The following is a 21,669-nucleotide window of genomic DNA, read 5'->3' as shown; positions in this document are numbered from 1 at the left end:
CGAGCGGCGCCGCAATTCGACGGGCGGCAGGGGCCGTCAGCTCCCGGGCAGGAAACGCCGCCGGGGCCCCGCAAAGGCGAATCTGCGGGGCCCCGGCGGCGGCGACGGGCGGGCGCCGGGCGCCCCTACTCGAAGAAGCCGAAGTAGTCGTGCGCGTTGTTGTAGCAGATGTCCTCGACGAGGCCTCCGAGGTAGGCCTCGTCCTCGGGGAGCCGGCCCATCTCCACCCACTCGCCGACGGTGTGGCAGAGGACGCGGCGGAAGTACTCGTGGCGCGGATAGCTGAGGAAGCTCCGGGAGTCCGTGAGCATGCCGGTGAAGTTGGCGAGCAGGCTCTCCTGAGCGTACATCGTGAGCTGGCTCTTCATGCCGGCGAAGTGGTCGAAGAACCACCAGGCGCAGCCGAGCTGCAGGCGCTGGCGGCAGCCGCCCTGGAAGGACTGGATGAGCGTGGCGATGCCCATGTACTGGGACTCGTCGAGCGTGTAGATGATCGTCTTGGGCAGGGCGTCGGCGCTGTTGGCGGCATCGAGGAGCAGGGCGAGCTGGCCCACGAGGCCGGGCTGGTCACCGGCGGAGTCGAAGCCGGCGTCGGCGCCGAGCGCGGCGAAGCCGCGGGAGTTGGCGTTGCGGAAGACGTTGGCGTGCAGCTGGAGCGTCCAGCCGTGGCGCTCGTACTCGCCCATGAGGAAGAGCGTGAGCGCGCTCTGGTAGGCGTCGACCTCGGCCTTGCTCGGAGCCTCGCCCGCAAGGGCGCGCGCCACGATGCCGGCCACCTCGTCCTCGGTGGCGCCGGCGTAGAAGAACGAGTTCATGCCGTGGTCCGCGAGGCGCCCGCCGACCTCGTGGAAGTAGTCGACGCGCTGGGCGGCGGCGGCCTTCAGGCTCTCCCAGTCGGTGACGTCCACGCCGGAGACCTGCGCGAGGCGCGCGAGGTAGGCGGCGAAGTCGGGCCTGTCGATGCCCATGAGGCCGTCGGGGCGGAAGGTCGGCAGGACCTTGAAGCCGTTCTCGGCCTCCTCGGCGGCGAGCAGCTTGTGCCAGGCGAGGTCGCTCGCCGGGTCGTCGGTGGTGCAGACGCAGCGGACGTCGAAGGCACGGATGAGGCCCTTGGCGGAGAAGTCGGCCGCGGCGATGCGCTCGCCCGCGCGGCGCCAGATCTCGTCGGCGTTGGCGCGGCAAATCGTGAGGTCGATCCCGAAGGCGCGGCGCAGCTCCAGGTGGCTCCACTCGTAGAGCGGGTTGCCGGGCGCGCGCTCGATGGTGTCCACGTAGGCGAGGAACTTCTCGTAGGGCTCCCCGTCCCCGGTGATGAGGCGCTCGGGCGTCCCGTTGGCGCGCATGAGGCGCCACTTGTAGTGGTCGCCGGCGCCGTTGTCGTAGAGCCAGAGCTGGGCGAGGTCCGAGAAGTGCACGTCCTCGTAGATCTGCCTCGGGTCGAGGTGGCAGTGATAGTCGATGATCGGCATCTTCTCCGCGTGGTCGTGGAAGAGCCTCCGCGCCCACTCGGTGTTCAGCAGGAAGTCGTCATTCAGAAGCATGGAAGAATCCCCTTTCGCCCAGAACCCAGAGGGTGGGAATCGCGCGGGAGCAACCGAGAAGGGCGCGTGAGCCACCAGCCCCGCCGCCGCATATGTCCCGCGCGAGTTCTTTGCGAAGCAAAGCTGTCTGAGCGCGGGACATATGCGGCGGCGGGGCCGAGAGGACCTACGCGCCCTTCTCGATTGCCTCCCACATTCCGTTGATGTAGGCGATGCCGAGCGCGCGGTCGTAGAGGCCGTAGCCCGGGCGGCCCGTCTCGCCCCAGATCATGCGGCCGTGGTCGGGCCTCATGTAGCCCTCGAAGCCGTTGTCGTGCAGGGCCCTCATCATCTTGTACATGTCGAGCGAGCCGCAGGGGCTGGGGTGCGGCGCCTCGTAGAAGTCCTTGTTGCCGGGCTCGTCCGGGGAGATGTACTTGATGTTGCGCATGTGGACGAAGTGGATGCGGCCGCGGCGCGTGAACTCGGCGAGGATGTCGTAGATGTCGTTCCCGGGCTCCTCGGCGATCGAGCCGCAGCACAGGGTGATGCCGTTGTAGGGCGTGTCCACCGTGGTGCAGAGCCAGTCGAGGTCCTCGCGGTTCTTGATGATGCGGGGCAGGCCGAAGAGCGAGTAGGGCGGGTCGTCCGGGTGGATGGCCATCTTGACGTCGCACTCCTCGCAGGTGGGCATGATGGCCTCGAGGAAGTAGACGAGGTTCTCGCGCAGCTTGTCGTCATCGATGTCGCGGTAGGCGTCGAGGAGGGCCCGCACCTGCGCCAGGCGCTCGGGCTCCCAGCCGGGCAGCGTGAAGTCGCCCGAGCCGCTGGCCACGCGGTCGATGATGACCTGCGGGTCGTCGGGGATGTTCGCCTTGACGAAGGCGAGCGTGCGCGAGCCGTCGGGCAGGACGTAGTCGAGGTCGGACTTCACCCAGTCGAAGACAGGCATGAAGTTGTAGCAGATGACCTTGACGCCCTCGGCGGCGAGGTTGCGGATCGTCTCCTTGTAGTTCTCGATGTGCTCGTCGCGCTTCTCGGTGCCGATCTTGATGTCGTCGGAGACGTTCACCGACTCGATGACCCTGAGCGTGAGCCCGTGGGCCTCGACCATCTCGCGCAGCTCGTGGATGCGCTCGCGCGGCCAGACCTCGCCCGCGGGGATGTCGAAGAGCGTGCCGACGATGCCCTTGCAGCCGGGGATCTGGCTGATCTGCTCGAGCGTGATCTTCTCCTCGTTGGGACCGTACCAGCGGAAGGTGAGCTCCATGTCCCTCTCCTCTCTCTCCGGGCGCGCGCCCGGTCCTACGCTTGCCTAGCGGACGTACTTTCCGACGGTCTCGGCGACGGCGCCGGGCCCGGCGTTGAGCTCCGCGAACATGCCCTCGATCTTCTCGCCGAGGCCGGCCTCGTAGAGGTCGAGCGAGAAGATCTCGGCGTTGGACAGGATGGGGCTGACCGCCTCGTGAATCTTGGCGGGGTCGGTCTCGCCGAGCGAGATGCCGGCGAGCTGGGCCCTGAGGTCGGCGAGCAGCGGGTCGGGGCTCGGCTCGAAGGCCTCCCCCTTGTCGTCGACGGCGAGCAGGTAGCGCAGCCACCCCGCGATCGCGAGGGGGATGGCGACGAGGCCGGAGACGTCGCGCCCCGCCTCGAGGTAGGCGTTCAGGGTGTGGCCGTAGCGGATGGGCACCTTCTGCGAGGTGTCGGCCGCGATGCGCTGCGGGGCGTCCGGCAGGCTCTTGTTGGGAAGGCGCTCGGCGAGCAGCTCGTCGATGAAGGTCTTGGGGTCGATGACCTTGGGGTCCACGACGACGGGAAGGTCCTCGTCGTAGCCGAGCCTCCTGATGAGCGCCACCAGGTCGGGATTCTCCATCTCCTGCCAGATGCGCGTGTAGCCGAGCAGGCACCCGTAGACGGCGAGGCAGGTGTGCAGCGGGTTCAGGCAGGCGGTGACCTTCATGGTGTCGGCGCGCTCGGCGGTCTCGCGGTCGCACATGATCACGCCGCCCTCCTCGAGCGCGGGACGGCCGTTGGGGAACGAGTCCTCGATGACGAGGTAGTGGGCCGCCTCGGTGTTGGCGAAGCCGGCGAAGGTAGGCCCGGACGTCTTGATGAGGTCGAGGTCCTCCCAGCCCTGCTCCCTGAGGGCGGCCTCGGTCTCGGGCGAGGGGTTGGGGGTGATGCGGTCGATCATCGACCAGGGGAAGCTCACGCGCGACTCGTCGGAGACGTAGTCCACGAAGTCCTGCGTGACGTGGCCGTGCTCGAGCCACCCGCGGGCGATCGTGAGGATGGCCTCCTGGAAGCGGCGGCCGTTCTGCGAGAAGTTGTCGGTGGAGACCATGGCGATGGGCGCCGCGCCCGCCTCGAAGCGGTCGACGAGCAGCGCGCAGACGATGCCCATCGAGCTCGCGGCGTGCGCGGGGCCGGCCTCGATCTCGGCCGCGACGTAGGGCAGCAGCTTGCCGGAGGCGTCGGTGAGGCCGTAGCCCTTCTCGGTGATGGTGAAGGTGACGAGCTGGAGGTCGGGGCTCTCGAAGTAGCGGCGCGCGAGGGCGTAGTCGGTCGGGCGGTCGGCGTTCGCGAAGATCGCGCCGGCCGTGACCGCGAGCACCCGCTCGTCGAGCGTGCCGTCCGCGTTCATGACGACCTGCAGGATGTTGTTGTCGTAGGGGGCGTAGACCTCGTCGATCGTGAACGGGCGGAAGGTCTCCGCGACGACGACGCCGCGGGTCAGCAGGCCCTTGTCGGCGAGGTCCTGGGCGATCTGGGCGTGGAAGGCGCGATAGAGGTTGCCGCCGCCGAAGTGCATCCACACCGGCTGGTCGGCGCCCGCCTTGCACAGGGCGTCGACGTCGCACTGGGGCAGGCGCACCCCCTTGCCCTCAAGCTCCTCGCGGCTCTCCTGCCAGTTCTTGAGTGTAGCCATCTGCTCCTCCGTCCTTCTCGCCCGCCGGCGCTGGGCTCAGCCCGCCGCACGGGACCCGTTGGTTCCCCCTTGAACTGATATATTAGTTTGAGCGCGCCTTCAACTCAACCGCGATGCCGCGAGGTTTTACCGGGAATCCGCCAGCGGTCGGTATTTAGCTTTGAGTGTCCACGCGGTCTGCAGATTGCGTCGCGGTCGCGAATCGGGGCGGCGAGACGGTGCTCCAGCCCGTAAAATAAGACGTTAGCGGCAGGCCAGAGAGAGGCGAGAAGGACGAGCATGCACGAGAAGGACACCCCCACCCTGCAGACCCAGGCCTACGAGGCCCTGCGGCGCGCGTTCGTGTTCTCGCGCTACAAGCCCGGGGAGCGCCTCGTCCCCAAGCGCCTGTGCGAGGAGCTCGGCCTCGGCCGCACCCCCGTTCGCGAGGCGCTCGTGCTCCTCCAGCAGCAGGGGCTCGTGAGCACGGTGCCCCAGAGCGGGACCTACGTCTCGAAGATCGACATGCGCGCGTGCGAGGACGCGCGCTTCGCCCGCGAGTGCCTCGAGCGGCAGGTCGTCATCGAGTGCTGCGCCAAGGCCACGAAGGCTGACATCGCCGGCATCGACGCCATCATCGCTCAGCAGGAGAAGGCCGTCGTGGCCGCCGACGAGCTCGCGTTCTTCGAGTCGGACAACCTCATGCACGAGACCTTCTTCATCATCGCCGACCGCGCGCCGCTCTGGGACTGGCTCAACATGGGCAACGTCCACTACGAGCGCTTCCGCTGGCTCGCGGTGCTGACCTCGGGCGTCGAGTGGGACGTCGTCATGGACCAGCACCACAAGATCCGCGACGCCATCGCCGCGCACGACACGAACGAGGCCTCCTACCTCACCTCGCGCCACCTGCGCAAGGCGCACATCGACTACCACCCCATCTCGGTCTCCCACCCGGAGTACTTCACGGAGGGCTAGCGCCCCGCAACGAGAAGGGACGTCGCGAAGGCCCCGCGGAGTCGGCGTGCGGGGGTCTGGCGACGCCTCCGGGCGACGCTCTGTCGCCTCGGCCCCGCGGAGTCGGTGTGCGGGGGTCTCGCGACGCCTCCGGGCGGCGCCCTTCTCGCCCCGCGGAGTCAGGCCGCTCCGCAGACGCGCGCGATGAGGGCGCACATGACCTCGTCCGCCTCCGCGCCGCTCTTGAGCGCGCGCTCGGCCTCGGCACAGGCGCCGAGCAGGCGCTCCAGCTCGCCGTCGGCGAAGGCGCGCGCCCACCTCCCGTGGTTTCTCACCTGCCAGTCCTGCTTCTTGAGCTCCGAGGCCAGCGCGTGGGCCTGCCCGCGCGCCGCGAGCGAGCGGGCGCAGACGAGCTCGCGCAGGCGCCCCGCCACGAGCGAGAGCAGCCCGAGCGCGGAGCCGTCCAGCAGGCGGTAGAGCGCGAGGGCGCGGTGGGCGTCCCGCGCGGAGAGCCGGTCGAGAAACTCCCAGGGCTTGACCTCGGCCACGCGGGCGACGTTGGACTCGACGAAGGGGGCGGTGATCGTCCCCGAGCCGCCGAGCAGCGCCGCGAGGGTCGCGACCTGCGTGTCGAGCATCGTCGTGGACTCTCCGACGCGCGCCACGAGCTCGCGCGCCGCGTCGGCCGCGATGGAGACGCCGTGGGCGGCCGCGAGCTTCTGCACGTAGGGGGGCAGGTCGCGCCCCTTCTTGGCGGCGCAGTCGATTACCGTGCGGGGGCCCACCTTGGCGACGGCCTTGTAGAGGCGCGTGGTCTTGGCGAGCGTCGCGGCCACGAGCGCGAGGGTGCAGCTCGGGTTGGGGTTGTCGAGGTACCCGACGATGGCCTCGGAGACGGGCTTGGGCAGCTTCTCCGCGTTCTCGATGACGACGACGCGGCGGTCTCCGCCCATCGGCAGCGTGTTGAGCGAGGCGAGCACGCTCACCGGCTCGAGGTCCCCCGATGCGACGAGCTCCTCAAGGTTGAAGGCCGCGAAGGGCCCGTCCACGCGCGCCTTGAGGCGGGCGAGCGCCTGCTTGCGCTTGAGCTCGTCCGGGCCCACGATGAGATAGGCCGCCAGAAGCGCGGGCTTGTCTGCCATCTTCTCCTCCCCTCGCGGCCGGGGCGGCCGCGCGTAGTCCTGAAACGCGTGGGAGACGCGAGCGGGCCCGGCGGCGTTCCCGACCTCCCGGACGGGCAGCGCGCCTCGACGCCCCGCGCCCCCTTGGGCCACGATTGCGGCCCCAGTGTAGCACTCACGGCACGCCTCCCCTCTGGCAGGTGACGACCGGCCCGGACTCCCCCGGCTCGACCGTCACGTCCCCGCGCTCGATGGTGCACAGGAAGAGCGACCCCGCCCGCTCGAGCGCCTCCGCGCAGGCCGGGTCGGGGTGCCCGTAGGGGTTGCCCTCCCCCGCGCTCGCGACGCTCACCTCGGGGTCCAGCGCCGCGGCGGTCTCGACGCCGATGGACGCGGCGGACCCGTGGTGGCCAACCTTGAGGAGGTCGACGTCTCCCACGTCCCCGCGCGCGACGGCCGCCGAGGTCTCGGGCTCCTCGGCGTCGGCGGCAAGAAGCGCCGTGAGGCTCCTCCCCCCGTCGTCGAAGGAGAGCAGGAGCTCGAGCGAGCCCTCGTTGCCGGACCCGTCGGCCGGCTCGAGGGGCGAGACCACCTCGAGCGAGAAGCGGCCGACGGAGACGGCGTCCCCGTAGCCGACCCGCTCCACCGGCAGGCCGTCCGCCGCCAGGCCCACGTCGACCCCCTCGCCCACGATGACGCTTCCGACCGAGACGGCGCCGAGCACGCCCTCGAGGCCGCCGGCGTGGTCGTCGTGCAGGTGCGTGAGCAGGACGGCGTCAAGGTGCGTGACGTTGGAGCGCGCGAGCGCCGCCACGGCGGCGTCGCCGGGGCCGGTGTCCACGAGCAGCGATGACGCGCCGTCCGTGACGAGGATGGCGTCGCCCTGCCCCACGTCCATGACCACGACGCGCGCCGGGGCGAGCAGGCGCCAGCGCAGCAGCCAGGCGAGGCCGAGGGCAGAGACGAGCCCGAGCGCGGCGGCGAGCCCGCGGCGCGAGACGGGCGGCCACCAGACGAGCAGGGCCCCGCACGCCCCGAGCATGACGGCGAGCGCGGGGCCCTCGTCGACGCTCACCGCCACGCTGGCGAGCGGGAGCCCCCCGAGCGCGTCGACGAGCCGCGCCACGACGCCCCCGAGCGCATCGGCGGCAAGGAGCGCGGGCGCCTGCAGCGGGGGCGCCCAGGCGAGGCACGCGGCGACGAGCCCCGCCCCCAGAAACGGCGAGAAGAGCGGCGCCAGGAGCACGTTGGCAAGCGGCGCCACGAGCGAGAGCTGGGAGAACGCGGCGCAGGTGAGCGGCATCGTGACCGCCTGCGAGACGAGCGTGAGCGCGAGGGCGTCCATGGCGTCGCCCGCAAGGCGAGAGAGCGCCCGCGCCGGCAGCGGGGCCGTCGCGGAGGGCGGGCGCGGCGCGGGGAGAAGGGCGCGCACGAGGTGGCGCGCGTAGCCGCCGAGCGCGCAGATGCCACAGACGCAGGAGACCGAGAGCAGGTACCCAAGCTGCCCCGTCACGCCGGGATCGGCGAGCGCCATCGCGAGCGACACCAGGCTCGCGGACGACAGGGGGTGAGCGCGCCTTCCCGCGAGGCGCGAGGCGGATGCCACGAGCGACATGGCCCAGGACCGCACGGCCGAGGGAGGGGCCCCGCAGAACGCGACGAAGAGCGCCGTGAGGGCGAGAAGGACGGCGGCGCGCCCGGGCGGGCCGAGGCGCGAGCGCCCGACCGGGACCGCGACGAGCGCGCAGACGAGCACGAGGTGCCCTCCCGAGACGGCGACGAGGTGCGAGACGCCGCAGCGCGCGAACGCGTCGTCGAGCCCGCGCTCGGAGATCGCCGCCATCGACCCGCAAACGCTGCCCGCAAGGAGCGCCCGGGCGTCCGAGGAGCCCGCGTCGAAGCTCGAGAGCACCTCCTCGCGAAGCCCCAGGACCGCCCCGGCGACGCCGCTCGGGGGCTCGACGGCAAGGGTGCGGACCACGCGCACGGTTCCCGCGATCCCCTGGGCGCGCGAGGACGCGCCCCAGTCGTCGTCCCCGTTCGGCGAGAAGCGCCCGACGCACCGGACCGCAGACTCCCGCCCGAGCGGCTCCTCGGAGAGCAGCCAGACCTCGCCCGAGGCCGCGCCCTCGCGCGAGGCGACGGCCCTGCCGCGCCACGCGCTCGCGCCGCGGGACATGTCGCCCGCGAGCCTGAGCTCCCACGTGGAGACGGGGCTCGAGGAGAGCGCCCCCGCGAGGGCCTCCTGACGGGAGAGCTCCGCCGCGCAGGCGAGGCCCGAGGCCGAAAGCGCGGCGAGGAGCACGGCGACGAGCGGCAGCAGCCTCGGCCCACGCCGCCGCCCGACGGCCGCGAGCGCCGCCGCGGCGGCGCCGGCGAGCGCCGACCCCGCGGCGAGGGCGAGGGAGGGCGGCGCGAGGGCGAGGGCGGCGCGCATGGCTCCGAGCGCGGCGAGCAGGGCCCAGAACGCGTGGGGAAGCGCCGGGCGCGGCGGCGGCGCGAGGCGCTCAGACACAGACGAGCCCCTCGAGCTTCTCGAACTTCTTCTCCCCTATCCCCGAGACCCGCATGAGGTCCTCGGGCGAGGAGAAGGGCCCGTTCCTCTCGCGGTCCTCTACGATCGCGAGCGCCGTGGCCTCCCCGACGCCGGGGAGCTCGTCGAGCTCCTCGACGGTGGCGGTGTTGAGGTTCACGGGGCCGTCCGACCCCCCGGGCGCGTCGGATGCGGGCTCCGCGCCCGCCTGGGGCGCCTCCCCGACGAGCGGCACGTGGACCTTCTCCCCGTCAGAGAGCCGGGCCGCGAGGTTGATCCCGGAGGTGTCCGCGCCCTCCGCGAGCCCTCCCGCGGCGACGATGGCGTCGTTCACGCGCGGCTCTCCCCCGAGCGCGTAGACCCCCGGCGCGCCGACCGCGCCGTCGACGTGCACCACCACGACCCCCTCGGCCACCTCCTCGCCCTCCCCCGCCGCCTCGTCGCCGTCGCCGCGCGCCTCCCCCTCGGCTCCCGGCTCGGCCGAGCCCCCCGACGCCGGGGCGGCGGGACCCTCCTCCCGCACGACCTCGACGCCGCCCGTCGCCGCCATCCCGGCCGCGGCCGCGGCCCCCGCGACGAGCAGCGCGAGCACGAGCGCCGCCGCTGCCGCGCGCCGCCCCACGACCCCGTACCTGCGCGCCAGCCTCCCAAGCGGCGCCGACGACCTTCTCTGAGCCATTCCGCATCGCCTCCCGCACCCAGCGTGCCCCACCGGGGGCGCCCACGGGCCGAGAACGCGGGGATTCTCGCCGGCTCGCTGCCACGAAGCGGACGCGCCGCTGACAGGAGGGCGGCGCGCCCCAGCTCAGCCGGGACGCGCCGCTACAGAGTTTGATATGAGGTGCCCCCTCGGGGGCTCCGCTCGCGAGACGGGCGCTACCGCTCGCCGCCCATCCAGGGGGAGAGCTCGACATGATGCTCCCGGAGGCCTCCCCTGGGCGCGTGATACGAGGGGCACTGGGTGAAGTCGCGCCACTCGACGCACCTCACGAGGTCCTCGACCATGGCCTCGTGGTCGAAGGACTCCCATGCCTCGAGGACCTGCTCGAGGCGGGCGTGCGTCTCGGGCCGGCGCGGCATGAAGAGCGTGCAGCAGTCGGGCGCCGTCTGGCACGAGATGTCATAGGTGCCAATCTCGTGCGAGCGGGCGATAATCTCCTGCTTGTCGGAGCCGATGAGCGGGCGGAGCACCGGCATGGTGACGGCCTCGTTCACGGCGGCGATGTTCTCGAGCGTCTGGGAGGCGACCTGGCCGAGGGACTCGCCGGTGACGAGCGCCTTGGCGCCCTCGAGGCGGGCGATGCGCTCGGCGACCTGCATCATGACGCGACGGTACATGATGATCCTGAGGCCCTGGGGCACGGCGAGCGAGATCTCGCGCTGGCGCTCGCCGAACGGGACCACGTAGAGGCGGCCGACGATGCCGGAGGGCGCGAGCGCCTCGACGACGTCCTGGCAGAGCCACTCGCTCGTGTCGGAGGTCATGGGCCGCCCCGAGAAGTGCACGGGGATGCAGGTGGCGCCGCGCCGCCCCACCATCCAGGTGGCCACGGGCGAGTCGAACCCGCTCGAGAGCAGCGTGACGACCTTGCCGGCGGTGCCCACGGGAAGTCCGCCTATGCCCGGCGCCGACGCGGCGTAGACGTAGGTGCTGCCCTGGACCACGTGGACGACGACCGTGACGTCGGGGTTGTGGACGTCGACCTTCTTGTCGGGGAACGCCTCGCAGAGGGCGGCCCCGACGAGGCGGTTCATCTCAAGGCTGTGCAGCCCGTAGGTCGTCGACGACCTGCGGGCATGGACCTTGAAGCTCCCGAACTCCCCCGCCTCGCCGAGGGCGCGGATGGCGGCAGCGACGTACTCGCCCTCGTCAAGGCCGCACTTGTAGGCGAGCGAGACGCGCGCGACGCCCGGCACGCGCCGGATGGCGGCGGCCAGCTCCTCGCTCGCACGCCCGTCCGCCACCTCGACCACGAGATGGCCGGACACGCGCGCGATCTTGGAGGGCTCGAAGGCCCTGAGCGCGCGGTGGAGATTCGTGACGAGCTGGTTCTCGAAGGTCGAGCGGTTCTTCCCCTTGAGGCCGATCTCGTGATAGTGGACGAGGCAGAGTCTCTCCGTCATGGAGCGCCTACAGTGCGATCGTGTTGGCGCCCCTGATGTCCTCGTCGAAGTCCTCCTTGACGAAGCTCAGGGTGCCGTCCTCGATCTCCTTCATGGCAACGGACACGGGGTCCTTGCCCGAGACGACGGTCGTGATGTCGTCGAAGTCCTGGATGGCGGTCACGCGCAGGTGCTGGCCGCGCACCATGTTGTTGATGTCGCAGGCGCGCTTGGACGCGATCGAGCAGAGCAGGAAGGGGTTGTGCTCGGTCTTATCGAGCAGGGCGTCAATCTCGGGCTTGGTCACAGACATCGTTCGTGGGACCTCCGTTAGTCTCAAAGCGTTCAATAACACTGGCGAGCTCGCGCACGGCGCGCTCGAGGTCGTCGTTGACGACGCGCGCGTCGTACTCTCCGGCGCGCTCCATCTCGCTGCGGGCGTTGGCGAGGCGGCGCTCGACGGACGCCTCGTCCTCGGTCCCGCGGCCGCGCAGGCGCCGCTCGAGCTCTTCCATGCTGGGGGGCTCGATGAAGACGAGCACGGCGTCGGGATGGGCCGCGCGCACGCTCATGCCGCCCTGCACGTCAATCTCCAGGACCACCGAGCGGCCCTCGGAGAGCAGGCGGTCGGCCTCGCTCCTCAGCGTGCCGTAGCGGTGCCCGTGCACCCACGCCCACTCGAGGAACTCGCCCGCCTCGACGCGACGCTCGAACTCGTCGTCATCGAGGAAGTGGTAGGAGACGCCGTCCTTCTCGCCGGGTCGTGGCTCCCTCGTCGTTGCAGAGACCGTCAGGCCCAGGCGCGGGAGCCTCTCGCGAAGGAGCGAGACGAGCGTTCCCTTGCCCACGCCTGACGGTCCGGATACGACGAAGAGCCGAGCTCTTCTCGCCACCTACTTGGAGAGAGCCTCGACGAGCTGCTCGCGCTGGCGGGCGCCGAGGCCCTTGACGCGACGGGTGGCGGAGATGCCGAGCTCGTCCATGATCTTGGAGGCCTTGGCCTTGCCGTAGCCGGGGAGCGACTCGATGAGGGTGGAGACCTTCATACGGCTGGCGATGGGGTCGTCGGAGTCGAGGACGTCCTCGAGGGCGACCTTGCCGCTCTTGATCTTCTCGCGGAGCTCCGCGCGCTCGTGACGAGCCTGGGCGGCCTTCTCGAGAGCGGCCTTGCGCTGCTCGTCGGTAAGCTGGGGTAGAGCCATGGTGTTCCTCCATTTCAATCCGGTGAGCCGCAGGGCCCTGCCTGACGGCTTCGCAAGAATCTAGTGTGCCCATTTAGCTCCGCTTTTGCAACCCTTCTTCACCAAAGGTGCAGGTCAAGGGGCAAACCATCACGGCGACGCCACGGGCCGTCGCGATCAGGCTCAACAAAAGCGCAGCTCAGGACATCGCGGCCGCCTACGCCATGAGCTCGGCGCAGATGGCGTCGAAGGTGGCGACGGGGTCGTCGGCGCCCGTGATCGGGCGGCCGATGACGAGCTTGGACGCGCCGGCCTCGATCGCGGCGGCCGGCGTGGCGATGCGCTTCTGGTCCCCCACCTCGGCGCCCGCGGGGCGAACGCCGGGCGTGACGATGAGGGCGTCTGGGCCGAGAAGCGCGCGCATCTCGGCGGCCTCCTGCGGCGAGCAGACGATGCCGTCCGCGCCGGAGCCGTAGGCGAGGCTCGCGAGGCGCGCGACCTCCTCGGCGACCGGCGACTCCACGCCGATCTCGGAGAGCGCCGCCTGGTCCATGCTCGTGAGCACGGAGATGGCGACGAGGCGCGTGCGGTCGCCGCCGCGCTGCTCAGCCGCCTCCTCGGCGCCCTTGCGCGCCGCGGCGATCATCGCGGAGCTGCCGAGGCCGTGGATGGAGAGGATGTCCGCGCCCGTGAGCGAGGCGGCGCGGACGGCGCCCTGCACCTGGAACGGGATGTCGTGGACCTTGAGGTCGAGGAAGACGCGCAGCCCTCGCTCGCGCATGGCGTCCACGATGGCGGGGCCCTCCGCGTAGAAGAGCGTCATGCCCACCTTGACCCACGTGGCCTTGCCGGCGAGCAGCTCCGCGAGCTCGAAGGCTCGCTCCTTGGAGCAGTCCAGAGCGATGATGATCTTGTCGCTTGCCTGTTCGTACGTCAGCATTCGAAGGCTCCAATCAGCTCGTTGATGTCCGAGACGCCCTGCTCGGCCGCCCAGGAGGCGAGGCCCTCCACGATGCGGGCGGCGCAGGAGGGGTCGTAGAAGTTGGCGGTGCCCACGGTGACCGAGGTGGCGCCGGCGAGGATCATCTCGGCGGCGTCCTGCCACGTGGCGATGCCGCCCATACCGTTGATGGGGATCTTGACGGCCTGCGCCGCCTCCCAGACCATCCGCACGGCGATGGCGTGGATGGCGGGGCCGGAGACGCCCCCCGTGGGCTTGGAGAGGCGGCTTCTGCGGGTGCGCACGTCGATGGACATGCCGTTGATCGTGTTGATGAGCGAGAGGGCGTCCGCGCCCTCGGCCTCGCAGGCGCGCGCGACCTCGGGCACGCGGACGGGCGCCATCTTGACGAGGAGCGGCCGGTGAACGCGCGGGCGCACCGCGCGCACGACCTCGGCGGCGCTCTCGGGCGTGCCGCCCACGAGGACGCCGCCGCGGGCGATGTTGGGGCAGGAGATGTTCATCTCCACGCCGCTCGCCCACGGGCAGAGCTCCTCGATGAGCTCGACCGCGGCGACGTACTCCTCGACCGCGTGCCCGGCCGCCTGCACGATGACGCGGCAGCCGCGGCGCTCGAGCCCGGCGAGGTACTCGCCGTACTGCTCCACCATCCCGCGCACGCCGGGGTTCGCGAGGCCCACGGTGTTCATCATGCCGCACGGCACCTCGCACATGCGCGGCGCCGGGTTGCCTGGCCACGGCTCGGCCGAGCAGCCCTTGAGGGTGATCGCGCCCAGGCGGGAGACGTCGAAGAAGTCCTCAAAGACCGAGCCGAAGGCGAAGGTGCCCGAGGCGGTGTTGACGGGGTTCTGCATGCGCACGCCGCCGAGGTCGACGGCCATGCTCGCGTTCTTCTCGGCCATGTTCTTCTCGGCCATTACCACGCCACCTCCTCTGCGTCGAAGACGGGGCCGTCCTTGCAGCAGGACTTGTAGGTGCCGTCGGCCATGGCCACGTTGCAGGTGCCGCACGCGCCAAAACCGCAGCACATCATCCGCTCCATGGAGACGCGGCAGGCCACGCCGGCCTCGCGGCAGAGGCGCGCGACGCCCGCCATCATGACCTCGGGGCCACAGGTGTAGACGACGTCGTAGTCCTTCTCGGCGAGAAGGTCGGCGAGGGCGTCGGTGGTAAATCCGCGCCGGCCAGCGGTTCCGTCGTCGGTGGTCACGGCAACGGTGCCGGCACCGAGGCCCTCGAGCGCGTCCGCGCCCCAAAGCCTGCCCGAGGTCTGCGCGCCCACGACGGCGTCGAAGGCCACGCCCGACGCGGCGAGCATGCGGGCGCACGCGACGATGGGCGTCACGCCCACGCCACCGGCCACGACGCAGGCGCGACGGGCGCCCTCGACGGCCGGCCAGGGGTTTCCGCAGGGCCCGACGGCCGTGGAGGTCTCCCCCGCCGCCATCCCTGAGAGGCGGCGCGTGCCGTCGCCCACGACGGCGTAGACGATCTCCACGGTTCCGGCCGCGGCATCCGCGCAGCTGAAGGACAGCGGGACGCGCAGGATCTGGCTCGCGTCGCCGGGCACGTGGACGTTCACGAACTGGCCCGGGGCGAGCGCGGAGGCGAGCTCGGGCGCGGAGAAGACGATGCGCATGAGACCGTCCGCGACGCGCTCGTTTGTGACGACGGTGAAGTCGTGGACGCCAAGCCCGGCGCTCATCGCAGGACCCGCTTGACCGGCGTGACCTCGCCGCCCGTGAGCGTGTGGCGTCCGGCGACGAAGACGTCGCACGCGGCGCCCGTGAGGGTTGCCCCGAGCCACGCCGAGTTCTTGGAGCGGCTCTGGAGCCAGTCCTCGGTGACCGTGACCTCGACCGCGGGGTCGATGAGCGTGAGGTCGGCGGTGCTTCCGGCCTCCACGCGAATCTCCGGCAGGCGCAGGCAGCGGCGCGGGTTCACGGCCATGACCTCGACGAGGCGCGACCAGCTCATCTTCCCCGGCAGCACGAGGTTGGTGAGCATGAGCGGCAGCGACGTCTCCAGGCCCACGATGCCGAAGAAGGCGATCTCCCACTCGCAGTCCTTCTCGTGCGGGGCATGCGGGGCGTGGTCGGTCACGATGCAGTCGATCGAGCCGTCGAGGATGCCCTCGCGGAGAGCCGCCGCGTCCGCGGCGGTGCGCAGCGGCGGGTTCATCTTGAGGTTGGTGTCGTAGGCGTCGGTGATGTCGTCCTCGCAGAGGAACAGGTGGTGCGGGGTGACCTCGCAGGTCACTGGCAGGCCCTCGGCCTTGGCGGCGCGGACGAGCTCGAGGCCCTTCTCGGTGGAGATGTGGGCGATGTGCAGGGCGCAGCCGGTCATGCGGCAGAGCTCGATGTCGCGGTAGATCTCAAGCTCCTCGCCGAGCGCGGGCCAGCCGAACATGCCGAGGCGCGTGGAGGCGCGGCCCTCGTTGATGACGCCGTGCGTGGTGAGCGACTCGACCTCGCAGTGCGCGGAGACGACCTTGTCGAACTGGGAGACGTACTCCATGCAGGTACGCATCATGCCGGCGCTCTGGACGCCGTGGCCGTCGTCGGAGAAGGCGACCGCGCCCTCCATGACCATGTCGCCGATCTCCGCGAGCGTCTCGCCCCTCTCGCCCACCGTGAGCGCGCCGATCGGGCGGATGTGGCAGAGGCCGGCGTGGCGGGAGCGGTCGATCTGGTAGCGGACCTCGGCGCCGTTGTCGGTCACCGGGTCGGTGTTGGGCATCGTGGCCACGTCGGTGAAGCCGCCGTGGGTGGCCGCGCGGGCACCGGTCTCGATGGTCTCCTTGTACTCGAAGCCGGGGTCGCGGAAGTGCACGTGCATGTCCACGAGGCCGGGGACGAGGTACTTGCCGGCGGCGTCGATGACCTCGGCGCCCTCGGGAGCGTCCAGGCCCTCCCCCACCGCGGCGATCCTGTCGCCGTCGATGAGCACGTCACGGACGTCGTCGAGGCCCACCTGCGGGTCGACGACGTGGGCACCCTTAAGCAGATACGCCATTGTTCTCTCCTCCCAGAAGCAGGTACATCTCGGCCATGCGCGTGAGGACGCCGGCGTTCACCTGGTCGAGGATGCGCGAGCGCGCGCAGTCGGCCACGTCGGCGTTGATCTCCATGCCGCGGTTCATGGGGCCGGGGTGGCAGATGATGGCCTCGGGCTTCATCCTGTCCACGCGGGCCATGTCGAGGCCCCAGAGGCGGTTGTACTCGCGGCGGGACGGGATGGCCGCGCCCTCCATTCGCTCGAGCTGGACGCGCAGCATGTAGACGACGTCCATCTCGGGGATGACGGCGTCGAGGTCGGCGGTCTGCGGGACGCCGTAGTAGTCGGGGTCGTCCACCTGGAAGGTGGGCGGGCCGACGAGCGTGACCTCGGCGCCCATGGTCTTGAGCGCGGGCACGAGGCTGCCGCACACGCGGCTGTGGGAGAGGTCGCCGACGATGGCGACCTTGAGGCCGTCGAGGTGGCCGAAGTTCTCGCGGATGGTGTAGAGGTCGAGCATCGCCTGCGTGGGGTGCTGGTGCTTGCCGTCGCCGGCGTTGATGACGATGGCGTCGGTGTGCTCGGTGATCTTCTGCGGCGTGCCGGCGAGCTTCGCGCGGCAGATGAACATGTCGACGTTCATGGCGTCGATGGTCTCGATGGTGTCGGCGAGGCTCTCGCCCTTCACGACGGAGCTCGTGGCGCCGCCCATGGAGAGGGAGTCTGCCGAGAGGCGCTTCTCGGCGAGCTCGAAGGAGCTCTTGGTGCGCGTGGACGGCTCGAGGAAGAGGTTCACGATCGTGCGGCCGCGCAGCGCGGGGACCTTCTTGATCGCGCGCTTGTTGACCTCGGAGAACGAGCGGGCCGTGTCGAGGATCTGTGTGATGTCGTCCGCGGTGAGGCTCGTCGTGTCGATCAGGTGCTTGACGGACAGCATGTGGTTGGCACCTCCTGTGCTACTCGGTGGGCTTGGTCCAGATGGAGACCGAGTTGGTCTCGTCGTACGGGGCGATGGTCACGCGGACGTCCTCCTCGTGCGAGGAGGGGACGTTCTTGCCCACGTAGTCGGCGCGGATGGGAAGCTCGCGGTGCCCGCGGTCGATCATGACGGCCAGCTGGACGGTTCTCGGGCGGCCGAGGTCGATGAGCGCGTCGAGCGCGGCGCGGATCGTGCGGCCGGTGTAGAGGACGTCGTCGACGAGGACGATGTCGCGGTCGTCGACGCCGAAGGGGATGTCCGTGCCAAACTCCACGGGCGCGATCTTGCGGCGGACGTCGTCGCGGTAGAAGCTCACGTCGAGCGTGCCCACGGGCGGGCGCGTGCCCTCGATCTTCTCGATCTCGTCGGCGAGCAGCGGCGCGAGCGCGGCGCCGCGGCGCACGATGCCCACGAGCGCGATGCCCTCGGCCCCCTCGTTCTTCTCGATGATCTCGTGGGCGATGCGGGTGAGCGCGCGGCTCATGGCCTGCCCGTCCATAATCTGGGCCTTGAGCTGTGGCTGTTCCATGGGACTCCCTTCTCACAAAAAGACGCCCTGCCGTATGCCGGCACGAGCGTCGAGATAAGGCTATGAGAGCGTCCCCGGGAGGACCTGACCTTGCTGGCGTCTCGCACCGGCTTAAAGAATCCCCCACAGTGTACACCATTCGGCCGCGCCGGGACACTGCCGCGCGGGCCTCCTACCCGAACTGCCGCTCGTACGCCTCGACGACCTCCTCGACGGGGCCGTCCATCCGCTGGACGCCCTTCTCGATCCAGATCGCGCGCTCGCAGATGCGCTCCACCTGCTTCATGGAGTGGGACACGAAGAGCACCGTGACGTTGCCCGAGTCGATGAAGCTCTGGATGCGGCGCTCGCACTTCTCCTGGAAGAAGACGTCGCCGACGGAGAGCGTCTCGTCGACGATGAGGAGGTCCGGCTCGGTCACCGTGGCGATGGCGAAGGCGATGCGCGCCACCATGCCGGAGGAGTAGTTCTTGAGCGGCATGTCCATGAAGTCCTGGAGCTCGGCGAAGTCGATGATCTCCTGGAGGTGCTCGTCGACGAACTCGCGGGAGTAGCCGAGCAGCGACCCGTTGAGGTAGATGTTCTCCCGGGCGGTGAGCTCGGGGTCGAAGCCCGCTCCGAGCTCGATGAGCGGGGCGATGTTGCCGCGCACGACGATCGAGCCCTCCGAGGGCTCGAGCACGCCGGCGATGCACTTGAGCATCGTGGACTTGCCGGAGCCGTTGGTGCCCACGAGGCCGACGACCTCGCCGCGGCGCACCTTGAAGCTCACGTGGTCGAGCGCGCGGAACTCCTTGAAGAAGAGCTCGTGCCTCATGATCTTGATGAAGTACTCCTTGAGGTTGTTGAGCTGCTCGCTCGCGATGTTGAAGATCATCGAGACGTCGTTGACCTCGATCGCGTACTCGGAGCCGGTGGTGTCAGCCATGGGGATACCGCCCTAGATGAAGAGGATGAACTTGTGCTCGGTCTTGCGGAAGACGAAGTAGCCGATGACGAGCATGAGCAGCGCCCAGAATACCGCGAGCAGGAGCACCGTCGTGGTGGGACTCGACTGGTACACGATGGCGCAGCGCATCATCTCGAGGTAGTTGTACATGGGGTTCGCCTTGACGACCCACACCACGATCTGGGGGGCGCCGGCGTTGGTGAGCAGGGAGAGGTCCCAGAAGATGGGCGTGAGGTAGGTCCAGGCCGTGAGGGCGACGCTCCAGAGGTGGATCATGTCGCGGAAGAAGACCGCGGCGGCGCCGATGAGCAGGCTGATGCCAATGCAGAAGAGCATGAGCAGGAAGAGCGCCGGGATCATCCAGACGATGTGCCAGGTGGGCATGACCTGGAAGAACAGCATGACCACGACGACGGCGATGAGCGAGAACCCGAAGTTCATCATCGCGGAGAAGACCTTCTGGACCGGGAACACCCAGCGGTCGACCTTGACCTTCTTGAGCAGCGGGGCGGCGCTGATGATGGACGTCAGGCCGCCGTTCGTGGCCTCGCTCATGAGCGAGAACGTGATGTTGCCGACGATGAGGTAGAGGGGGTAGTTCTCCACGTTGGAGCCGCGCAGGAAGTACGAGAAGACGAAGCTCATGATCATCATCATGAGCAGCGGGTTGAGGACGCTCCAGATGACGCCGAGGACCGAGCGGCGGTACCTCAGCTTGAAGTCCTTGGTCACGAGCTGCTGCAGGATGAAGCGGTCCTTGGCGAGCGCGCCGGTGACGTGCGCGGCCCTGTCGGCCGCCTCGATGGTGTGGCTCACGGTTCCTCCCGGCATGCGGATGGGCTGTTGCGTTGAAATCCTAACACAGGGCGTCGGGAGTCATAGAAACGGCAGAGGTTAGCGGAGCCATAGGAAAAGGGCCGGCATCGTCTGCCGGCCCTCGCATGTACTGGCTCCCCGGGTAGGATTCGAACCTACGACACGCTGATTAACAGTCAGCTGCGCTACCACTGCGCCACCGGGGAATGTGGTGTGCGCGTTCGCACAAGAGAAGAGTATACAGATTCCGAAACCGGACGCAAGGGGAAATCTCAGATTTCTTTTGCGAGGGGCGGTGGCGCCAGGGCGCGACGTCCTTCTCGCCCGCCCCCTCCCCCGCGTTGCCGTTTTGAGGGTCGTGGCAGTCCTGTCGACAGAGGCGCTGCGGAATCCTGGGTCGTGGCAGCAATTGGCCTGCCACGACCCCGGATTCCGCAGCAGAGCGAGAAGAACGCCCTGTTGGCGCTCCGGCCCGGTTGCCATGACCCCCAAAGCGGCAACGCCGCGGACCCGAGAATTGCCACGACCCCTGATTTCGCAACGCCGCTGCGGGATGCCCAGCCCGGCGCCCCGCCGCAGAGCAACCTCGGGCGCGGGCGAGCATGCCCACATGCACGGATTAGGGCCGAGAGGGGCAGAGACCGTGCGCAGGGGCATGCTCGGCGTTCTTGCCCCTCACGAGAAGCGGCCCCGCACCGTGGGGGTGCGGGGCCGCAGGGCGGGGCGAGAAGGACGGTCAGTCTTCCATGTAGTCCTTGAGACGCCCGGAGCGGCTCGGGTGGCGCAGCTTGGCGAGGGTCTTGGACTCGATCTGGCGGATGCGCTCGCGCGTGACGCCGAACTCGCGCCCGACCTCCTCGAGCGTGCGCGGGTGCCCGTCCTCGAGGCCGAAGCGGAACTTGATGACCTTGCGCTCGCGGTCGGCGAGGCCGTCGAGCACCTGGTCGAGCTGCTCGCGAAGCATGGAGTCGGAGGCGGCCTCAGGGGGCGCCACGGCCGAGGAGTCCTCGATGAAGTCGCCGAGCTGGGAGTCCTCCTCCTCGCCGATGGGCGTCTCCAGGGAGACGGGCTCCTGGCTGATCTTCTGGATCTCGCGCACGCGGTCCGGGCTCATACCCATCTCGGCGCCGATCTCCTCGGGGGTGGGGTCGCGGCCGAGGTCCTGCAGGAGCTGGCGCTGCACCCTGATGAGCTTGTTGATGGTCTCGACCATGTGGACCGGGATGCGGATGGTGCGCGCCTGGTCGGCGATGGCGCGGGTGATGGCCTGGCGGATCCACCAGGTGGCGTAGGTGGAGAACTTGAAGCCCTTGGTGTAGTCGAACTTCTCGACGGCGCGGATGAGGCCGAGGTTGCCCTCCTGGATGAGGTCGAGGAAGAGCATGCCGCGGCCGACGTAGCGCTTTGCGATGGAGACCACGAGGCGCAGGTTCGCGGAGATGAGCTGCTGCTTGGCGTCGAGGCCCACCTGCTCGATCCTCATGAGTCGGCGCTGCTCGGCGCGGGTGAGCTCGAGCTCGCCCGCCTCGGCGGCCTCGAGCTTGTCGGTGGCCTCGGTGCCCGCCTCGATCTTCATGGCGAGGTGGACCTCCTCGGAGGCCGTGAGCAGGTCGACCTTGCCGATCTCCTTGAGGTACATGCGCACCGGGTCGCCGGTTAGCATGACCGTGGAGGTGTCCTGCCTGCGGGCGCGGGCGCGGCTGGAGCGCTTGGGCTTGGCGGTCTTGGCCTTGGGCACGGAGCGCAGCGCCTCCTTGACGGCCTTGGCCTCGGCCGCGCTCTCCGACTCGCCCTCCTCGTCGTCGAACTCGTCGCTCGAGACGTCATCGTCGTCGAAGTCGTCCTCGGTGTCGTCCCCCGAGGAGAACTCCTGTCCGGAGGACTCGTTGCTCGTGATCTCGACCCCCTTCGCGCGAAGCGCGTCGTACAGGTCGGAGAGCTCCTCCGAGTCGACGTCGATGTCCCTGATGGCGAGCTGGATGTCGTCCTCGGAGACGCTTGCGGACGCCTTGGCGCCGCCGGCGAGCTCGTCGAGGACGCGGGTCAGCTCCTCGGAGAGCTTGCTGTCTGACTTCTTCTTGCTTCCTGCCACGTATCTCCCCTTCGACGCATGAA

Annotated in this window: 20 protein-coding genes and 1 tRNA gene; 1 reads left to right on the top strand and 20 read right to left on the bottom strand. The window is 69.9% G+C overall.

Annotated features, from left to right (window positions below):
- Nucleotides 1-125: 125 nt before the first annotated feature.
- From uxaC to BQ7391_RS07765, 3 genes are all read right to left on the bottom strand, one after another.
- On the bottom strand, nt 126-1,541 hold the full coding sequence (gene uxaC, locus BQ7391_RS07775) for a glucuronate isomerase (RefSeq protein ID WP_075280084.1): 1,416 nt from the start codon (nt 1,539-1,541) through the stop codon (nt 126-128).
- A 166-nt stretch (nt 1,542-1,707) separates the two neighbouring features.
- Nucleotides 1,708-2,790: a mannonate dehydratase gene (uxuA, locus tag BQ7391_RS07770; RefSeq protein WP_075280083.1), complete on the bottom strand. Its 1,083-nt coding sequence runs from the start codon at nt 2,788-2,790 to the stop codon at nt 1,708-1,710.
- Between the two features lie 45 nt (nt 2,791-2,835).
- Nucleotides 2,836-4,449, bottom strand: coding sequence for a mannitol dehydrogenase family protein (locus tag BQ7391_RS07765; protein ID WP_075280082.1), 1,614 nt, complete (start codon nt 4,447-4,449; stop codon nt 2,836-2,838).
- A gap of 279 nt (nt 4,450-4,728) precedes the next feature.
- Here BQ7391_RS07765 and BQ7391_RS07760 point away from each other — a divergent pair, with 279 nt between their 5' ends.
- Nucleotides 4,729-5,406 carry a GntR family transcriptional regulator gene (locus BQ7391_RS07760; RefSeq protein ID WP_075280081.1) on the top strand — a complete coding sequence of 226 codons (678 nt, stop codon included), beginning with the start codon at nt 4,729-4,731 and terminating at the stop codon, nt 5,404-5,406.
- 158 nt (nt 5,407-5,564) lie between these two features.
- Here BQ7391_RS07760 and holA read toward each other — a convergent pair whose 3' ends face one another.
- The 17 genes from holA to rpoD form a co-directional block, all read right to left on the bottom strand.
- Entirely contained in the window at nt 5,565-6,527 is a 963-nt protein-coding gene (gene holA, locus BQ7391_RS07755; RefSeq protein ID WP_075280080.1) for a DNA polymerase III subunit delta, read from the bottom strand.
- Between the two features lie 154 nt (nt 6,528-6,681).
- Entirely contained in the window at nt 6,682-9,021 is a 2,340-nt protein-coding gene (locus tag BQ7391_RS07750; RefSeq protein ID WP_075280079.1) for a ComEC/Rec2 family competence protein, read from the bottom strand.
- Nucleotides 9,014-9,718: a ComEA family DNA-binding protein gene (locus tag BQ7391_RS07745; protein WP_075280078.1), complete on the bottom strand. Its 705-nt coding sequence runs from the start codon at nt 9,716-9,718 to the stop codon at nt 9,014-9,016. The genes BQ7391_RS07750 and BQ7391_RS07745 overlap by 8 nt, the downstream gene beginning before the upstream one ends.
- Before the next feature lie 197 nt (nt 9,719-9,915).
- Complete coding sequence (gene thiI / locus BQ7391_RS07740) at nt 9,916-11,163, bottom strand: tRNA uracil 4-sulfurtransferase ThiI (protein ID WP_075280077.1); 1,248 nt, start codon at nt 11,161-11,163, stop codon at nt 9,916-9,918.
- 7 nt (nt 11,164-11,170) lie between these two features.
- Nucleotides 11,171-11,455 carry a DNA-directed RNA polymerase subunit omega gene (locus BQ7391_RS07735; protein ID WP_075280076.1) on the bottom strand — a complete coding sequence of 95 codons (285 nt, stop codon included), beginning with the start codon at nt 11,453-11,455 and terminating at the stop codon, nt 11,171-11,173.
- Nucleotides 11,430-12,035: a guanylate kinase gene (gene gmk / locus BQ7391_RS07730; RefSeq protein WP_075280075.1), complete on the bottom strand. Its 606-nt coding sequence runs from the start codon at nt 12,033-12,035 to the stop codon at nt 11,430-11,432. Before gmk ends, BQ7391_RS07735 begins: the two co-directional genes overlap by 26 nt.
- Nucleotides 12,036-12,344: an integration host factor, actinobacterial type gene (gene mihF / locus BQ7391_RS07725; protein WP_075280074.1), complete on the bottom strand. Its 309-nt coding sequence runs from the start codon at nt 12,342-12,344 to the stop codon at nt 12,036-12,038.
- A 196-nt stretch (nt 12,345-12,540) separates the two neighbouring features.
- The gene (gene pyrF, locus BQ7391_RS07720; protein WP_075280073.1) at nt 12,541-13,263 is read right to left on the bottom strand and encodes an orotidine-5'-phosphate decarboxylase; all 723 of its coding nucleotides are present in this window, start codon (nt 13,261-13,263) and stop codon (nt 12,541-12,543) included.
- Nucleotides 13,257-14,201 (bottom strand): dihydroorotate dehydrogenase, encoded by a 945-nt coding sequence (locus tag BQ7391_RS07715; protein WP_235858644.1) that lies wholly within the window; start codon nt 14,199-14,201, stop codon nt 13,257-13,259. The genes pyrF and BQ7391_RS07715 overlap by 7 nt, the downstream gene beginning before the upstream one ends.
- A complete protein-coding gene (locus tag BQ7391_RS07710; protein WP_075280072.1) occupies nt 14,201-14,989 on the bottom strand; it encodes a dihydroorotate dehydrogenase electron transfer subunit in 789 nt (262 codons plus the stop codon). Before BQ7391_RS07710 ends, BQ7391_RS07715 begins: the two co-directional genes overlap by 1 nt.
- Nucleotides 14,986-16,299: a dihydroorotase gene (locus tag BQ7391_RS07705; RefSeq protein WP_075280071.1), complete on the bottom strand. Its 1,314-nt coding sequence runs from the start codon at nt 16,297-16,299 to the stop codon at nt 14,986-14,988. The genes BQ7391_RS07710 and BQ7391_RS07705 overlap by 4 nt, the downstream gene beginning before the upstream one ends.
- Nucleotides 16,283-17,218 carry an aspartate carbamoyltransferase catalytic subunit gene (locus BQ7391_RS07700; protein WP_075280070.1) on the bottom strand — a complete coding sequence of 312 codons (936 nt, stop codon included), beginning with the start codon at nt 17,216-17,218 and terminating at the stop codon, nt 16,283-16,285. The genes BQ7391_RS07705 and BQ7391_RS07700 overlap by 17 nt, the downstream gene beginning before the upstream one ends.
- 19 nt (nt 17,219-17,237) lie before the next feature.
- Entirely contained in the window at nt 17,238-17,789 is a 552-nt protein-coding gene (gene pyrR / locus BQ7391_RS07695; RefSeq protein WP_075280069.1) for a bifunctional pyr operon transcriptional regulator/uracil phosphoribosyltransferase PyrR, read from the bottom strand.
- A 172-nt stretch (nt 17,790-17,961) separates the two neighbouring features.
- A complete protein-coding gene (locus BQ7391_RS07690; RefSeq protein WP_075280068.1) occupies nt 17,962-18,717 on the bottom strand; it encodes an ABC transporter ATP-binding protein in 756 nt (251 codons plus the stop codon).
- A 12-nt stretch (nt 18,718-18,729) separates the two neighbouring features.
- Nucleotides 18,730-19,554, bottom strand: a complete 825-nt coding sequence (locus tag BQ7391_RS07685; RefSeq protein WP_235858643.1) for an ABC transporter permease — start codon at nt 19,552-19,554, stop codon at nt 18,730-18,732.
- A 131-nt stretch (nt 19,555-19,685) separates the two neighbouring features.
- A tRNA-Asn gene (locus BQ7391_RS07680) sits at nt 19,686-19,760 on the bottom strand.
- A 530-nt stretch (nt 19,761-20,290) separates the two neighbouring features.
- The gene (rpoD, locus tag BQ7391_RS07675; protein ID WP_075280066.1) at nt 20,291-21,646 is read right to left on the bottom strand and encodes an RNA polymerase sigma factor RpoD; all 1,356 of its coding nucleotides are present in this window, start codon (nt 21,644-21,646) and stop codon (nt 20,291-20,293) included.
- Nucleotides 21,647-21,669 lie beyond the last annotated feature (23 nt).

The organism is Thermophilibacter provencensis (genome assembly GCF_900128445.1).
Taxonomy (GTDB): Bacteria; Actinomycetota; Coriobacteriia; order Coriobacteriales; family Atopobiaceae; genus Thermophilibacter; species Thermophilibacter provencensis.
The sequence above is the reverse complement of the archived record's forward strand: the minus strand, read 5'-3'. Positions and strand labels throughout refer to the sequence as shown.

What these genes read in the sequence shown, in the direction of transcription:
- BQ7391_RS07760 (WP_075280081.1), top strand. Translation starts at nt 4,729, where the DNA reads ATGCACGAGAAGGACACCCCCACCCTGCAGACCCAGGCCTACGAGGCC.
- uxuA (WP_075280083.1), bottom strand. Translation starts at nt 2,790, where the DNA reads ATGGAGCTCACCTTCCGCTGGTACGGTCCCAACGAGGAGAAGATCACG.
- thiI (WP_075280077.1), bottom strand. Translation starts at nt 11,163, where the DNA reads ATGACGGAGAGACTCTGCCTCGTCCACTATCACGAGATCGGCCTCAAG.
- pyrR (WP_075280069.1), bottom strand. Translation starts at nt 17,789, where the DNA reads ATGGAACAGCCACAGCTCAAGGCCCAGATTATGGACGGGCAGGCCATG.
- holA (WP_075280080.1), bottom strand. Translation starts at nt 6,527, where the DNA reads ATGGCAGACAAGCCCGCGCTTCTGGCGGCCTATCTCATCGTGGGCCCG.
- BQ7391_RS07745 (WP_075280078.1), bottom strand. Translation starts at nt 9,718, where the DNA reads ATGGCTCAGAGAAGGTCGTCGGCGCCGCTTGGGAGGCTGGCGCGCAGG.
- BQ7391_RS07735 (WP_075280076.1), bottom strand. Translation starts at nt 11,455, where the DNA reads ATGTCTGTGACCAAGCCCGAGATTGACGCCCTGCTCGATAAGACCGAG.
- BQ7391_RS07710 (WP_075280072.1), bottom strand. Translation starts at nt 14,989, where the DNA reads ATGAGCGCCGGGCTTGGCGTCCACGACTTCACCGTCGTCACAAACGAG.
- uxaC (WP_075280084.1), bottom strand. Translation starts at nt 1,541, where the DNA reads ATGCTTCTGAATGACGACTTCCTGCTGAACACCGAGTGGGCGCGGAGG.
- BQ7391_RS07715 (WP_235858644.1), bottom strand. Translation starts at nt 14,201, where the DNA reads ATGGCCGAGAAGAACATGGCCGAGAAGAACGCGAGCATGGCCGTCGAC.
- BQ7391_RS07700 (WP_075280070.1), bottom strand. Translation starts at nt 17,218, where the DNA reads ATGCTGTCCGTCAAGCACCTGATCGACACGACGAGCCTCACCGCGGAC.
- BQ7391_RS07765 (WP_075280082.1), bottom strand. Translation starts at nt 4,449, where the DNA reads ATGGCTACACTCAAGAACTGGCAGGAGAGCCGCGAGGAGCTTGAGGGC.
- BQ7391_RS07705 (WP_075280071.1), bottom strand. Translation starts at nt 16,299, where the DNA reads ATGGCGTATCTGCTTAAGGGTGCCCACGTCGTCGACCCGCAGGTGGGC.
- mihF (WP_075280074.1), bottom strand. Translation starts at nt 12,344, where the DNA reads ATGGCTCTACCCCAGCTTACCGACGAGCAGCGCAAGGCCGCTCTCGAG.
- BQ7391_RS07690 (WP_075280068.1), bottom strand. Translation starts at nt 18,717, where the DNA reads ATGGCTGACACCACCGGCTCCGAGTACGCGATCGAGGTCAACGACGTC.
- pyrF (WP_075280073.1), bottom strand. Translation starts at nt 13,263, where the DNA reads ATGCTGACGTACGAACAGGCAAGCGACAAGATCATCATCGCTCTGGAC.